A 13,997-nucleotide genomic window follows, 5' to 3' on the forward strand; every position below is an offset into this window, starting at 1 on the left:
TGCACTCCCACGCGGGCTAGCGGTGGCGTGCCCGCCGGAAAATCCAGTGCCGCAGCAGGCTGAAGCGCACGGCCGTGGCCAGGAACCCGGACAGCGTCGTTGCCGTCAGTTCGTCCCCCACCGTGGCATTGGGGTTGAACCAGTGCAGTACGCCCAGGCTGCTGCCGGTGATCACCAGCGCCACGGCAATCACCACCAGCCCGTGGAGGTGGTCGCGGGTGCGCCGCTGCTGCCCGGTGATCTTGAACGTCAGCCTGCGGTTCAACGCGGTGTTCAGCAGCGACGTCACCACCAGCGCCACCGCGTTGGCCAGCTGGGCTCCCAGCCACGGCCGCAGCAGCGCGTACAGGGCCAGGGATGCCGCGGTACAGACAACGCCGACGCCGGAAAACCGGATCAGTTGCCGGACCACCGGGAAGCGCAGGATGCCCCGGTAGTGCCTGGTGGCGGGTTGGCGCCGCGTGGACGCCTCCAGCGCAACCGGGGCAGGTGCGCCCTCCCTCACGCCTGCATCCCGCCGGGCCCGATCCTGCCGGGCACCCCGGGCCATGCCGACGCGACGACCGGATTGGCCAGCTCACCGATCCCCTGGACGCGGCACGCCACTGAGTCGCCGGGGGACAGGGGCGCGGTGACGGCGGGGAATCCGGTCAGCACCAGGTCGCCGGGATGCAGGGTCAGCACGGAGGTCAGGTAGACCAGGATCTCATCCACCGTCCAGCCCAGGTCTGCAGTGCTGGCCGTCGCCAGCGCCGTGCCGTTCACCGCCACGCCGATCTCCAGGTCCGAGTCATCCAGCCCCACGGCGATCCACGGCCCCACCGGCGTGAACGTGTCCTGGCTCTTGGCCGCGAACCACAGTTCGTCGGTCTTTTGCAGGTCCCGGCAGGTGACGTCGTTCGCGATGGTGAAGCCGAACACTGCATCCCGGGCCGTGGCCGGCGTCAGTGCCCTGGCCGTCCTGCCGATCACCACGGCAAGTTCGGCCTCGGGCTCCACCTGCGTCATTCCGGGTGCCAGCCGGATCTCCTCGCCGGGGCCAATCACGCTGGTGGTTGCCTTGTGGAAAGCCTGCGGCGGAAGGTTCCGGCCCGCCTGGCCGGTGTTGTGGGCCATACCCAGGACGTTGGCCGGAGCGCTTGGGGCGAGGAAGACAAAGGCATCCTGCGGCACCGCAGCTCCGGGCCGCCAGCCGTCGCGCCAGGGGCTGGAAGCATTGGCCCGGGAATCCGGGAAGGGGGACTCGGCGACGGTCCAGGTGGTCCCGCCGCCGCTGGTGACGAAGAACTGCTCGCCGGGCCACGCAGCGGACAGCGGGCGGACGCGGGCAAGGCGCCGGGGAGAAGAAGCCATGGGTCAGTACAGCTCGCCCACGGGGATGTCGACGGCCAGCCGGTTGGCGGGGCCGGCGAGTGGGCATGCCCATGCCTCGTTGTAGGCGCAGGAAGGGTTGTAGGCAAAGTTGAAGTCAAGGACGAACCGGGCGTCGGGCCCAGTCCCGTTGACGCCGTGGAAGGCGCCCTTGATGGTGTCCAGCAGGTAGCGCCCCGCACCGTAGCTGCCGCCGGGCTGGCCGGCGGTGGCGTCGCGGAACGGAACGAAGATTCCGCCGCCATACCCATGGATCTTCCATACCGCCAGCTGGCCCATCTCGGGCAGGTCGAAGGTGCCCAGCCGGACAAAGTTGACCACGCCGTCGGTTCCCGTGTCCACGCTCATTTCCCGGCCGGCGCCCTCCTTGGTGAGGGGCACGTGGAAGCGGTAGATCGGATCGTAGTAGGCGGTCTTCAGTCCGGCGAAGTTTGCCCGTCCTGCCCGCGTCAGCGGGGACGCCGGGTGCGTGGCGAACATCAGGTCCCGCTGGTGCCGCCAGTACGAGTGCGCCTCCGCCGGGTCGTCGGCGGCGATCTTGCGGACATTGTCGTACATCGCGAAGGTGCGCAGCCGCCAGTCGGCGATATCCAGGGCGGAGATGTCCGCTGGGTTTTCTTCGGCTGCGCCGTGCTGCTCTTCCGCCATAGCCTCCAGCCTAGTGCCCGGCCGCGGCAGGAAGCGTACGACGGCGACACGCCGGGCCGCGGGGGCGGCAGGGCCACGTGCCGGCCGGGCGTGACATGCCAGCGTGGTGGCCATGTGATGGCCGCCCGCGCCACTAGGCTGGCTTGCATGAGAGGCAAGGCAGCATCGAGGGTTGTTTCCGGCGCGTCCATGCTGCTCGCAGGCCTGCTCCTGGCGGGGTGTGCGGGCCCGCAGCCGAAGGACCCCGGCTGGACGGCGCAAACGGGGGCCGGTACCGGCTCCGAATCCCCGTCCACGGCCGCGCCGGCCCCCGGAACATCCGGGCCGGCGGCATCCACCGCTGCGTCCCCGTCCGGCCAGGCGTCACCCACAGGGCCGCAGGCTGTTCCCACTGCACCGTCCTGGAAGACCTTCTCGGACCCCGGCAAGACCGTCAGCTTCGAACTGCCGCAGGACTGGATCGCGCAGTCGGTGGCCCCGGAGGACGGTGCGCTTGCCGGTGCGCTGAAGGTGGAAGTGAAGAAGTCCGACGGAACGTTCGTGGCAGCCCTGCGGACGGGACTGCCGCCGTCGTCTGCTGACTGCCCCGAAGCCGCACGGCGCCCCTACACCGTGATCAGCAGTGTGCCCATGGAACTCCCGGCCGCCGGCGGGGAGGGGACCATCCCGCCGCGGATGGTCTACCGGGTGATCCAGGGCTACCGGTTCTTCGGTTCCTACGGCATCACCAACGTTGTGGGCGGCGCGGACGGGCAGGCGTGCGAGCTGCGCAACGTGGTGCGCGGTGCGGCTGGCAAGGGGGACTACTCCTTCGGCGACGTGGTTTCGCTGAAGGCCTTCGCTCCGGACGAGAAAGTAGCTCCCGCGCAGGCGTTCGACACGCTGGGCCAGGCCGCCCAGTACGTGAACGAAAGCTCCGACTTCGCCAACGTGCAGCGGATGCTAATGTCGCTGAAGGTCAAAAACTAGTCCCGCTGCCCGCCCCCACGAGGTGCCGGGGCACGCGACTTTCCGTCCGCCCCCGACATCCCCGGAGAGACATGGAACGCTCTGTTTCCGCACGCCTGGTCTTCAGGACCGCCCCCAACACCAAAGTGGCCATGGCCATCGCCGCAGCGAGGAACAGCGGGTATTCATCCTTCGACGAGACCCTGTCCGTCACAGCCGGCGGCAACGAGGTGCCGCTGACCGAAATCGCGGACCACCACGGTGGCCGCTTCCACTACATGGAGTTCACCGAGCCGGCCGAGGTCACCGTGGAGTATTCCGCCACCGTGGCCGGACGCGGTGAGCCCGAAGAGGCCAGCCTGGCGGACCGGATCCGCTACGTCCGCCCGAGCCGCTACGCCGAATCGGACCGGCTGCTGCCCACCGCCTACGCGGAATTCGAGGGGGTGCAGGGCGCCGGCCTGCTGCACGCCGTGCGCAACTGGGTCAATGGGGAACTGCGGTACCTCAGCGGTTCCTCCCGGGGTACCGACGGCGCGGTGGAAACCCTGCTGAGCAGGCGCGGCGTCTGCAGGGACTTCGCCCACCTGGCCATCGCGTTGCTGCGTTCGAAGGACATTCCTGCCCGCCTCGCTGCCGTATATGCACCGGGCCTAAGTCCGATGGATTTCCATGCCGTGGCGGAAGCCTACGTGGAGGGGGCCTGGCACGTCATCGACCCCACGGGGCTTGCCCCGCGGGAGTCGATGCTGCGCATCACCGCCGGCCGGGACTCGTCCGACACCGCCTTCCTCTCCACCGTGGGAGGCAGCCTCACCCTCAACCAGCTGCGGGTGACAGCAGTGGTGGACGGCTCCCTTCCCGTGGAGGACCCCACGCAGCTGGTGGCGCTGGGCTAGCTAGGCCTTCCGGGGCAGGGAACCCAGCGAGTTCCGCAGCTTTTCCGTCAGCCGGACCAGTTCCTTCTGCTCGGCCGGGGTCAGCGCTGGAGCCACCAGGGCTGAGATGTCCCTGACGTGCTCCCGGCCGATCTCCTTCTGGAGCTCCCGTCCTTCCTCCGTCAGTTTGAGCAGTACGCCGCGGCCGTCCTCCGGCGCGGGCATGCGGGCGATGAGTCCGCGCTTCTCCAGCCGTTCCACCAGCCTGCTCAGGCTGGATTGGCTCAGCAGGACGTTGTCGTTGAGCTCGTTGAGCCGCAGCCAGCCGGACGGGCAGCGCGAAAGCGTGAACAGGACGTCGTATTCGTTGACGGCCAGCTTCCGGAAGGCCGGCCCGGACTGCAGCTTGCGCATCACCGCCACCTGCGCCCGGAAGAGCGACTCCCACATCTCGGCAGCAAGCCGGACGGGCGATTCGGAGCCCGCGGCAGCCATCACGCCTCCGAAGCCGCGGTATCGGCTTCCTGCGTTGCCAGCAGCGCGGCAACCCGGCCGGCGTGCGTGGGCGGCTCCGGAACGTGCGCCGGCTTGAGGGCCGCGTACTCCTTGCGGAGGACCGGCAGGACTTCCTCGCCGAACAGGTCCAGCTGCTCCAGCACGGTCTTCAGGGGCAGGCCGGCGTGGTCGATCAGGAACAGCTGGCGCTGGTAATCGCCGAAGTGCTCACGGAAGGTCAGGGTCTTCTCAATGACTTCCTGCGGGCTGCCCACGGTCAGCGGGGTCTGGGAGGTGAAGTCCTCCAGTGACGGGCCGTGGCCATAGACGGGGGCATTGTCGAAGTAGGGGCGGAACTCCTTCACGGCGTCCTGCGAGTTCTTCCGCATGAAGAACTGGCCGCCGAGTCCAACGATCGCCTGGTCCGCCTTGCCGTGGCCGTAGTGCTCGTAGCGCTCACGGTAGAGGCCGATCAGCTGCTGGTAGTGCTCTTTGGGCCAGAAGATGTTGTTGGCGAAGAAACCGTCGCCGAAGTACGCGGCCACCTCCGCGATCTGCGGGGTGCGGATGGAGCCGTGCCACACGAAGGGAGCCACGCCGTCGAGCGGGCGCGGTGTGGAGGTGAAGTTCTGCAGGGGGGTGCGGAACTTGCCGGACCAGTTCACGGTGTCCTCGTCCCAGAGCTTGCGCAGCAGGCTGTAGTTCTCGATGGCCAGTTCCACGCCGTCCTGGATGTTCTTGCCGAACCACGGGTACACGGGCGCGGTGTTGCCGCGCCCGAGGACCAGGTCCACGCGCCCGTCCGCCAGGTGCTGGAGCATGGCGAAGTCCTCCGCGATTTTGACGGGGTCGTTCGTGGTGATCAGCGTGGTGGCCGTGGACAGGATGATGCGCTCGGTCTGGGCGGCGATGTAGGCGAGGGTGGTGGTGGGGGAGGACGAGAAGAAAGGGCGGTTGTGGTGCTCGCCCAGGGCGTAGACATCCATGCCGATTTCCTCGACCTTTTTGGCGATGGCCACCGAGGCCTTGATGCGTTCGTGCTCGGTGGGGGTGCGGCCCGTGGTGGGGTCCGCGGTGATGTCGCTGACGCTGAAAACACCGATCTGCATGATGTGCCTCTTTCCGTTCCTGGACTTGCTGGGCTTGGTTCCAGTCTAGACCAATTTAGATGCATTTGCATCTATCGCCTACTGTAACGTGGCGGCGCCGGGATTATTCCCCGCCCTGGCCGGCGGCGGGACGGGCGTTAAAGCAGCCATGCCCGCACCGCTGGAGCGGCACGGGCATGACGGGAAGATGCAGGTTATTCGGCTCCGCCGGGGGCGGCACGGCGGCCGCTGACCTTGGGAACCTGGCCGGTGGTCCAGTCCTGGAACTCGGCGTCGACGTCGGCGGCCGGGCCGAACTCCGGGCGGGCGTGCATGTCCCGGAGCAGCGCCTTCCTTTCGCGCCGGCCCTCCACCAGCCGGTACAGCACCGGAACCAGGATGAGGGTCAGGGCGGTGGAGGACACCAGGCCGCCGATCACCACCACTGCGAGAGGCTGGGAAATGAAGCCGCCCCCGCCCGTGAGGCCCAGCGCCATCGGGGTCAGGGCGAACACCGTGGCAAGGGCGGTCATCAGGATGGGCCGCAGGCGCTGCCGCGCACCGTGGGTGATGGCATCCGCAACATTCATGCCGGGACGGCCGTCGTGCGGTTGCCGGTACTGGTTGATGAGGTCGATCAGCACGATGGCGTTGGTGACAACGATCCCCACCAACATCAGCATGCCGATGAGCGACGGAAGGCCCAGCGGGACGCCGGTGAGCAGCAGCAGTCCCACGGCACCGGTGGCTGCGAAAGGAACCGAGACCAGCAGGATCAAGGGCTGGACCAGGGACTTGAAGGTGGCCACCATGATGACGTACACGATCGCAATGGCCGCCAGCAGGGCCAGGCCGAGCTGCCGGAAGGATTCTGCCTGCTGGGTGGTGGCGCCGCCCAGTTCGGCGGTGACGCCCGGCGGCAGCTGGACGCCGGCCAGGCGCTTCTGGACTTCGCTGTTGACCGCACCCAGGTTGGCGCCCGACGGCGTAACGGACACCTTGGCGGTGCGCTGGCCGTTGCTGGCGGTGATGGAGACGGGGACGTCCACCTGCTCGACGGAGGCGATGCTGCCGAGCGTCACAGGCGCCCCAGCCGCCGGCAGCGGGATGTTCCGCACGGCGTCGATGCTGGTGAACTTCGTGCCCTGGCCGATCCGGACCGGGAAGTCGTTGGTGTCGATCCGCACCGTGCCGGCGGGGATGGGGCTGATGGTGGAGGCCAGGACGCCCGCCACCTGTTGCTCGTTCAGCCCGGCGGCCACCGCCTTGGCCCTGTCGACCTTGACCTGGACCACGGGGTTGCTGGCAGCGAGGTTGCTGGCTACCTCGCTGGTTCCCGGTGCACCGGTCATGGCTGAGACCATGGCGTCGCTGGCTGCCTGCAGGTCGGCGCTGGTGGCGGCTTTCAGGGTGATGTCGACGGTGGACGAGGTGCCGAAGCCGCCCTGCTGGGTGCCCACGGAAATTTTGCCGGAGTCAGGCACCTTGGCAAGCTCCGAGCGTACGGTCTCCTGCAGGCGTTCCTGGTTCGCCTTCTCATCGGTCACCACCGTGAAGGTGGAGTTGGAAGACCCGGTGGAGGTGAGCGCGGCGAAGCCGGCCTGGGCATTTCCGGAGGTCACCTGCACGTCCTTGATGCCGTCGATGCCGCGAAGGACTTCCTCGAGGCGGATGGCGGCAGCACTGGTGTCCGCCAGGCTGGTGCCCGCGGGCAGCACCTGGCGCACGGTCATGCTGTTCTGGCCAGAGTTCCCCAGCAGGTTCGTGGCCAGCAGGGGCGTCATGGCGCCGGTGGCCCCCAGCACCAGGACGGCGGCCAGCAAGGTGATGACGGGGTGTTTCTGCGTGCCCCGGAGGATGGGCAGGTAGCCGCGCTGCAGCCGGCTGCGCTGCTCGGCGTCGTGGGCCTTTGCCTTCGCCTCCGCGGCGATGCGGCGGGCCTCAAGCGAACCTGCGGGCAGGCCGCCGGGGACGGCGCCGGGGTTCTTGAGGAACCAGTAGGCCAGCACGGGGACGATGGTCAGGGAGACCAGCAGTGATGCCAGCAGCGCCATGGTGACGGTCAGGGCGAAGGGCCGGAACAGTTCGCCGGCGAGTTCGCCCACGAACGCGATCGGCAGGAAGACGGCCACGGTGGTCAGGGTCGAGGCTGTGATGGCTCCGGCCACCTCACGGATGGCAGTCAGGATGGCGGCGGACTTCTCCTCGCCGTAGCTGAGGTGCCGCTTGATGTTCTCGATGACCACGATGGAGTCGTCCACCACGCGGCCGATGGCGATGGTGAGCGCCCCCAGCGTCAGGATGTTCAGCGAGTAGCGGGTGGCGGACAGGCCGATGAACGTGATCAGCAGTGACAGCGGGATGGACACCGCCGTGACCAGGGTGGAGCGGGTGGACATCAGGAAGAGCAGGATGACGGCAACGGCGAAGCCCAGCCCCAGCAGGCCTTCGGTGGTGAGGTCCTTGATGGACTTCTCGATGAACGGCGCCTGGTCGAACACCGGGGTGAACTTGGCGTTGGAGCCCAGTTCGGCCTCCAGCTCGTTAAGGCTGTCGCGCACGGCGTGGGAGATTCCCACTGTGTCACCTTCGGGCTTCTTGGTGACAGAGACGGCCAGGGTCTCGGCGCCGTTGGTGCGGGTGATCGAGGTGCGTTCGTCGTCCTTGAGCGAAACGTCGGCAACCGAGCCGATGGTCGCGCCGTTTTTCGCGCCGGCCAGCGGAAGTGCCTTGATGGCGTCGAGGGAATCGACCGGGCTGCCGATCTGCAGGGACAGCGTCCTGCCCTGGTCCTCCAGTGTGCCGGCGGGAACCAGGGCGCCGTTGTTGGAGAGGGCGTCCCTGATGGCGGTCACGCCGGCGCCCGATGCTGCCATGGCATCTGGGCGGGGGAGGATTTCGATGTGCTGGGAGGCGCCGCCCGTCACGTCGGCGCTCCGGACGCCGTCGATCTTCTGCAGCCGGGGAACGCTCAGGCGCTGCAGGTCGGCGTTGAGGTCGCTGAGCGGCTTGTCGGAGGATACCGCGAGGAACACGATGGGGAAGTCGCTGATGCTCCCGGCGATCGCCTGTGGCTGGACGTCACTGGGAAGTGTCCTCTTGGCGTTGGAAATTGCCCTGTCGATCTGGTTCCTCGCCCGGTCCAGGTTGGAGCCGTAGGTGAAGACCATCGTGATCTGCGAGACGCCGTTGCGCGACGTGGAGGAGGTGGATTCCAGCCCCTCCACGCCGTTCAGTGCCTTTTCCAGCGGCCCGCTGACCTGCTTGTCCACCACCTCGGGCGAGGCGCCCGGCATGGCGGTCAGCACCGTGATCTGCGGGAACTCGATCGAGGGGATGAGCTCCTGCTTCAACGAGGACATGGTGATCACGCCAAAGACCGAAGCGAAAACGGTGATCAGCGCGATCAGGGCCCGGTTTCCCAGTGACAGGTGTGCCAGCCGGAACATTGTTGGTCTCCTGAGGGGTTAAGTGACTGGTACAGGCCCTGGGGTGCCAGCCGCTGGCCCCTGCAGGGTCAGCGGCTGGCGGAAACGCTCTCCAGCTGGAGGGATTTGGCCGTGGCCCGTTCCAGCTCGGCGGCAAGCTCCGGGTTTTCGTCGAGCTTGACCCCGTAGCCGGGCATCATGTCCTTGAGCTTTGACTGCCAGCCCTTGAAGTTCTTGGGGAACGTCTTCTGCAGCAGTTCGATCATGATGGGGACAGCGGTGGAGGCCCCGGGGGACGCGCCCAGGAGCGCGCCGATGGAGCCGTCGCGGCCGGCAATCACTTCGGTTCCAAACTGAAGGATGCCGCCCTTTTGCGGATCTTTCTTGATGATCTGTACACGCTGGCCGGCGGTGATCAGTTCCCAGTCCCCGCTCTTGGCTTCCGGGTAGTACTCGCGCAGCGCCTCGACCTTCTGGTCGTGCTTCTTGACCACTTCCTTGACCAAGTAGGCGGTGAGGTCCATGTTGTCCTTGGCCACGGCCAGCATCGGGATGATGTTGCCCGGGCGGATGGACAGTGGAAGGTCCAGGTAGGAACCGTTCTTCAGGAAGTTGGTGGAGAAGCCGGCGTACGGTCCGAACAGCAGCGAGCGCTTCCCGTCGACGTAGCGGGTGTCCAGGTGCGGTACCGACATGGGGGGAGCGCCCACGGACGCCTGGCCGTAGACCTTGGCGCTGTGCTGGGCGGCGATGGTCTCGTCGGTGCAGCGGAAGAACTGCCCGGAGACGGGGAACCCGCCGTAGCCCTTGCTTTCCGGGATACCGGAGGCCTGGAGCAGGTGCAGTGCGCCGCCGCCGGCGCCGACGAAGACGAACTTGGCGTGGATCTTGCCGTGCTCGCCCGACTTGGGGTACTTCAGCGACAGGTCCCAACCGCCGTCGGACGCCCGGGAGATTCCGGTGACGTCGTGGCCGTAGTTGATCTCGACGCCGTTGTTCCCCAAGTACGTGGTCAGCTCGCGGGTCAGGGCCCCGAAGTCGACGTCGGTGCCCTCGGCGGCGCGGGTGGCGGCGATGCGCTGCTTGGGGTCGCGGCCCTTGACGATCAGCGGCGCCCACTTGGCGATCTGTGCGTGGTCCTCGGAGTATTCCATGCTCCGGAAGAGGGTGTGGGGCTTCAGCGCCTCGTAGCGGGTCTTCAGGAACCGGGCGTGGTCTTCGCCGATGACAAAGCTCATGTGCGGGACGGTGTTGATGAAGCCCTTGGGAGAGCCGATCAGGTTTCGGTCCACCAGGTGGGACCAGAACTGGCGGGACAGCTGGAACTGTTCATTGATGAGCAGCGCCTTTGCCGGGTTGACTGAGCCGTCTTTGGCTGCAGGGGAGTAGTTGAGCTCGCAGAGCGCGGCATGGCCCGTTCCGGCGTTGTTCCAGGGGCCGGAGCTTTCAAGGCCGGGCTGGTCCAGCCGTTCGAACAGCGAGATGGTCCAGTCCGGCTCCAGCTGCTTGAGGAATGCCCCCAGCGTTGCGCTCATGATGCCGCCGCCAATCAGGACGACGTCGGCATGTGGGGTCTTGGAAATGAAGGTCACGATCAGTCTCCGATTGCAGCGGCTCTGGCTGTCACAGAATATCCCCGCCCTGCCCGCATACTGAAATTGGACCGGCCCGTCAAGGCTTTAGTTGGACCTTCGTGAAAACTTCATTTAAGACCGGTGACGCCGGGTAGCCCAGGACCCGGTCGGAAAGGGCCAGCGCGGAGATGGGGAAGGCAATCGGCACGGCCGGTACCGTCGCTGCGATCTGGGCGTTGATGGTGTGATACTGCTCATCACGTTCCTTGCCCTCGGGCAAACCCCGGGCGCGGTTGATCTTGGAGAATACCTGGGGGTCCTGGTACCCGAACTCCCCGTTCTTCTCCCCGAAGAGCGGGCCAACGAAGTTGTCGGCGTCGGAGTAGGAGCCGTTCCAGCCCAGGATGTGAAGCGCATGGTCGCCGGGGGACTGGACCTTTTGGAGGTAGCCGTCCGACCAGTCCACCGGGACCGGCCGGATGTTGAAGCCCACCGCGGTCAGCTGCCGGCTGAGCTCGGCGTACACCTTCTCGGGCGTCGGCAGGTAGGGCCGGGTGACGTTGAGCGGATAGTAGAACTTGAGCTCTTCGCCGGTGTAGCCGGCCTCCTTGAGGTAGGCCTTGGCCTTGGCCGGGTCGTGGCCGAGCTCCGGGGCATCGTTGTTGAAGCCGCTGATCTTTGGCGGGACGAACTGCGTCGCCTTGGCGGTGTTGTCGATGAAGAATTTCCGGATCAGGGTTTCCTTGTCGATGGCCAGTTCCACCGCCTGCCGGATCTTTTGGTTCTGCAGCACCGGCACGTCCTGGTTCATGCCCACGTACATCACCGAGAAGGGATCGCGCTGGACGATCTGCTTTCCGCGCTTGACGAGCTGGTCGAAATTCCCCACGGTCACCGAGTCATAGCCGTCGATCTTGCCGTCCAGCAGGGCCTGGAGGCGGGTTTGGGGATGGTTGTAGGCGAGGAAGTTGATGGTGGCGATTTGGCCGCGGTTCCCCCAGTACGCCTTGTTGGTGGTCAGGGTGACGCTGTCCGTGCCCCAGGCGGTCAGGGTGAAGGGGCCTGTCCCCACGGGGTTCGTGGCGAAGGCCGACAAGGGCTGGCCGCCGCGGTTCTGGTCCAGGACGTCGGCCTTGCCGGCGGCAAGGGCCGCGGGGGATGCGATGGCGAACGCCGGCAGGGTCAGTGCCTGGAGGAAGGCGGTGAACCGCTGCGTCAGGTCGATCTGCACGGTGTCGGCAGAGACAGCGGTGCAGCTTTTGAAGATCGACAGCCCGGGCTCGTCCGAGTGTGCCTTGAACACGCTCTTGAAGGAGCTGCCGGGGGCCTGCCGCCGCAGCTCAGCGGGGAAGGCGAACCAGCGGTTGAAGTTTGCGCAGACGGCGTCGGCATTGAACGGGGTGCCGTCCTGGAACGAGATGCCGGTCCGGAGCTTGAAGGTGTAGGTCCTGCCCTCGTTGGACTCGTTCCATTCCGTGGCCAGCAGGGGTGTGGGCTTGCCGGTGGTCTGGTCAACGCCCACCAGCCCTTCGAGGATCTGCCGGGTGATGCGCTGGGACTCGACGTCGTTGGACAGGGCCGGGTCCAGGCCCAGGGGCTGGGCGGCGGTGCCGAAATTGAAGGTGGCGTCCGGCTCGGCTGCGGGGGTGGAGCTGGGGGATCCGGAGGTCGGCGATGGCGCTGGCGTGCCGGTGCAGGAGGTTACGCCCAGCGCCATGAGGACGGCTCCGGCCTTGATGACCGTCCGCCGCGATGTACTGCTGGACACTCGTCTACCACCCCTGGATCCCGGCGGCTCCGCCTCTTGCGGGCCGGGGTCCAGTCTAAAGGACGCGGATTGGGACGGTCCCCAGGCTGGCGCGTGACGCGCCAAGGCCGGGTCCGCTGGCTGCCAGCGGGCCCGGCCTGGTGTTGAGGCGGGGGTAAGGATTACTTCGGCATCAGGACCGAGTCGATCAGGTAGACAGTTGCGTTCTTGGTCTTGACGCCGCCGCAGACCACGTTGGCGTTGTCCACCTTGAGGGAGTCTCCGCTGCCGGTCACGGTGACGGAGCCGCCCTGGACGGTGGCGTGCGTGCCGGCGATCTTGTCCGGGGTGATCTGGCCGGGCACCACGTGGTAGGTCAGGATCTTGCTCAGCAGGGCGTCGTCCGTCTTGAGGGTTTCGATGGTGGCGGGATCGATCTTCTTGAAGGCGTCATCCACGGGCGCGAAGACCGTGAACTCGCCGCCGTTGAGCGTGTCCACCAGGTCCACCTTGGGGTTCAGCTTGCCGGAGACGGCCGCGGTCAGGGTGGTCAGGATCGGGTTGTTGGAGGCTGCGACGGCGACGGGATCCAGTGCCATGCCTTCGACCGATCCGGCGCCGGTGGGAACCTGCTGGGCGTAGGCTGCGCAGCCCGGGCCCACCAGGTTGGCTGCGGGATCCATCATGCCTGCCGACGCGCTGGCGGAGGCGCTGGCGGACGGCGACGCCATGCTGGAGCTGGGGGCCTGGGACATCGGCGCCGATGAAGCTGCCGACCCGGAGGTGCTGCCTGAACCACCGCAGGCGGTGAGGCTGAGCAGAGCGGCCGCTGCAACGCCTGCGACGGTGAAAGTGGTGCGCTTGATGGTCTGCATTTTCGGTTCTCCTTGGATGGTTTGCCTGCCGCCCGGACTTTATGTGCGGGCTGTGCAGTCTGCCTTTTCGGTAAGCACCAACCCTTGGCTGGTGTCTCACTGGCAATTCGGTTGGAGGACCGGGGCGGATGGGTGGACCCGGGAAGTTTTTCGGCGCGGCACGAAAAGTGCGCCCCCGCCGTCGACCCCTTAACGCAAGAGTCCCCCGGCCTGAGCCGGGGGATCCTTGATGTTGGTGCGCAAGGGGGGACTTGAACCCCCACGCCCGAAGGCACAGGAACCTAAATCCTGCGTGTCTGCCAATTTCACCACTCGCGCCAAGGCTTCCGTTCGTGAACGCAAAAGCGTACGACGGCGGATGCCAGGTTCCATTGTAGCGTCGCGTCCGCAGGGCGCGGGCAGGAGGGAAGCGGGTCAGGCGTCCAGCTGCAGGTCCCGGCGGAGTTTGGCGACGTGCCCGGTGGCCCTGACGTTGTACTGGGCCAGGGACACGTTGCCTGCCGGGTCCACCACAATGGTGGAGCGGATCAGGCCCTCGTAGGTCTTGCCGTAATTCTTCTTCTCGCCCCAGGCGCCGTAGGCCTCGGCCACCGCGTGGTCTGCGTCGGAGAGCAGGGGGAATGTCAGCGATTCGTTGGCAGCGAACTTCGCGAGTTTCGCCACCGGGTCGGGGGAGATGCCCAGGACGTCGTAGCCGGACGCCTGCAGGGAAGCAAGGCTGTCGCGGAAATCGCACGCTTCCTTGGTGCAGCCGGGAGTGGAGGCGGCCGGGTAGAAGTAGACGATGGTGGAGCGGCCGGGCCGGGGGGCGAGGCTGACGTCCTTGCCGGTCGAATCCTGCAGCGTGAAAGCCGGTGCCTTGTCGCCGATAACGAGTCTTTCAGCCATTGTTTTTCTCCTTGTTGCAGGCGGGACACAACAGCCTAGTAAGCACCAGGGCCCAGT

12 protein-coding genes and 1 tRNA gene are annotated in these 13,997 nt (G+C 67.0%); 2 read left to right on the forward strand and 11 right to left on the reverse strand.

Annotated features, from left to right (window positions below):
- Nucleotides 1–16 precede the first annotated feature (16 nt).
- From K4G53_RS17200 to K4G53_RS17210, 3 genes are read right to left on the reverse strand one after another with little or no spacing between them, the layout of a single operon-like run.
- Nucleotides 17–505: a GtrA family protein gene (locus K4G53_RS17200; protein ID WP_308287910.1), complete on the reverse strand. Its 489-nt coding sequence runs from the start codon at nt 503–505 to the stop codon at nt 17–19.
- The gene (locus K4G53_RS17205) at nt 502–1,353 is read right to left on the reverse strand and encodes a fumarylacetoacetate hydrolase family protein (protein ID WP_221386825.1); all 852 of its coding nucleotides are present in this window, start codon (nt 1,351–1,353) and stop codon (nt 502–504) included. The genes K4G53_RS17200 and K4G53_RS17205 overlap by 4 nt, the downstream gene beginning before the upstream one ends.
- A 3-nt stretch (nt 1,354–1,356) precedes the next feature.
- Nucleotides 1,357–2,019, reverse strand: coding sequence for a DUF1684 domain-containing protein (locus K4G53_RS17210; protein WP_221386826.1), 663 nt, complete (start codon nt 2,017–2,019; stop codon nt 1,357–1,359).
- A gap of 147 nt (nt 2,020–2,166) precedes the next feature.
- Between K4G53_RS17210 and K4G53_RS17215 the strand changes: the two genes are divergently transcribed.
- Both K4G53_RS17215 and K4G53_RS17220 read left to right on the forward strand, forming a co-directional pair.
- Entirely contained in the window at nt 2,167–2,988 is an 822-nt protein-coding gene (locus K4G53_RS17215; RefSeq protein WP_221386827.1) for a hypothetical protein, read from the forward strand.
- 71 nt (nt 2,989–3,059) lie between these two features.
- The gene (locus tag K4G53_RS17220; RefSeq protein ID WP_221386828.1) at nt 3,060–3,866 is read left to right on the forward strand and encodes a transglutaminase family protein; all 807 of its coding nucleotides are present in this window, start codon (nt 3,060–3,062) and stop codon (nt 3,864–3,866) included.
- On the opposite strand, the gene K4G53_RS17225 is transcribed toward K4G53_RS17220, so the two are convergent.
- From K4G53_RS17225 to bcp, 8 genes are all read right to left on the reverse strand, one after another.
- Nucleotides 3,867–4,340, reverse strand: coding sequence for a MarR family winged helix-turn-helix transcriptional regulator (locus tag K4G53_RS17225; RefSeq protein WP_221386829.1), 474 nt, complete (start codon nt 4,338–4,340; stop codon nt 3,867–3,869).
- Nucleotides 4,340–5,449, reverse strand: coding sequence for an LLM class flavin-dependent oxidoreductase (locus tag K4G53_RS17230; protein WP_221386830.1), 1,110 nt, complete (start codon nt 5,447–5,449; stop codon nt 4,340–4,342). Before K4G53_RS17230 ends, K4G53_RS17225 begins: the two co-directional genes overlap by 1 nt.
- Nucleotides 5,450–5,643: 194 nt before the next feature.
- The gene (locus tag K4G53_RS17235) at nt 5,644–8,877 is read right to left on the reverse strand and encodes an efflux RND transporter permease subunit (protein WP_221386831.1); all 3,234 of its coding nucleotides are present in this window, start codon (nt 8,875–8,877) and stop codon (nt 5,644–5,646) included.
- A gap of 68 nt (nt 8,878–8,945) precedes the next feature.
- Nucleotides 8,946–10,448, reverse strand: coding sequence for a malate:quinone oxidoreductase (locus K4G53_RS17240; RefSeq protein WP_221386832.1), 1,503 nt, complete (start codon nt 10,446–10,448; stop codon nt 8,946–8,948).
- A gap of 79 nt (nt 10,449–10,527) precedes the next feature.
- Nucleotides 10,528–12,147: an ABC transporter substrate-binding protein gene (locus K4G53_RS17245; protein WP_221386976.1), complete on the reverse strand. Its 1,620-nt coding sequence runs from the start codon at nt 12,145–12,147 to the stop codon at nt 10,528–10,530.
- Nucleotides 12,148–12,359: 212 nt separating this feature from the next.
- A complete protein-coding gene (locus K4G53_RS17250; RefSeq protein WP_221386833.1) occupies nt 12,360–13,052 on the reverse strand; it encodes a fasciclin domain-containing protein in 693 nt (230 codons plus the stop codon).
- 233 nt (nt 13,053–13,285) lie between these two features.
- Nucleotides 13,286–13,370, reverse strand: a tRNA-Leu gene (locus tag K4G53_RS17255).
- Between the two features lie 96 nt (nt 13,371–13,466).
- A complete protein-coding gene (bcp, locus tag K4G53_RS17260; protein ID WP_221386834.1) occupies nt 13,467–13,940 on the reverse strand; it encodes a thioredoxin-dependent thiol peroxidase in 474 nt (157 codons plus the stop codon).
- Between the last annotated feature and the right edge of the window lie 57 nt (nt 13,941–13,997).

Source organism: Arthrobacter sp. MAHUQ-56 (assembly GCF_019710585.1).
GTDB lineage: Bacteria > Actinomycetota > Actinomycetes > Actinomycetales > Micrococcaceae > Arthrobacter.

What these genes read in the sequence shown, in the direction of transcription:
- K4G53_RS17235 (WP_221386831.1), bottom strand. Translation starts at nt 8,877, where the DNA reads ATGTTCCGGCTGGCACACCTGTCACTGGGAAACCGGGCCCTGATCGCG.
- K4G53_RS17205 (WP_221386825.1), bottom strand. Translation starts at nt 1,353, where the DNA reads ATGGCTTCTTCTCCCCGGCGCCTTGCCCGCGTCCGCCCGCTGTCCGCT.
- K4G53_RS17245 (WP_221386976.1), bottom strand. Translation starts at nt 12,147, where the DNA reads ATGGCGCTGGGCGTAACCTCCTGCACCGGCACGCCAGCGCCATCGCCG.
- K4G53_RS17215 (WP_221386827.1), top strand. Translation starts at nt 2,167, where the DNA reads ATGAGAGGCAAGGCAGCATCGAGGGTTGTTTCCGGCGCGTCCATGCTG.
- bcp (WP_221386834.1), bottom strand. Translation starts at nt 13,940, where the DNA reads ATGGCTGAAAGACTCGTTATCGGCGACAAGGCACCGGCTTTCACGCTG.
- K4G53_RS17210 (WP_221386826.1), bottom strand. Translation starts at nt 2,019, where the DNA reads ATGGCGGAAGAGCAGCACGGCGCAGCCGAAGAAAACCCAGCGGACATC.
- K4G53_RS17230 (WP_221386830.1), bottom strand. Translation starts at nt 5,449, where the DNA reads ATGCAGATCGGTGTTTTCAGCGTCAGCGACATCACCGCGGACCCCACC.
- K4G53_RS17225 (WP_221386829.1), bottom strand. Translation starts at nt 4,340, where the DNA reads ATGGCTGCCGCGGGCTCCGAATCGCCCGTCCGGCTTGCTGCCGAGATG.
- K4G53_RS17220 (WP_221386828.1), top strand. Translation starts at nt 3,060, where the DNA reads ATGGAACGCTCTGTTTCCGCACGCCTGGTCTTCAGGACCGCCCCCAAC.
- K4G53_RS17250 (WP_221386833.1), bottom strand. Translation starts at nt 13,052, where the DNA reads ATGCAGACCATCAAGCGCACCACTTTCACCGTCGCAGGCGTTGCAGCG.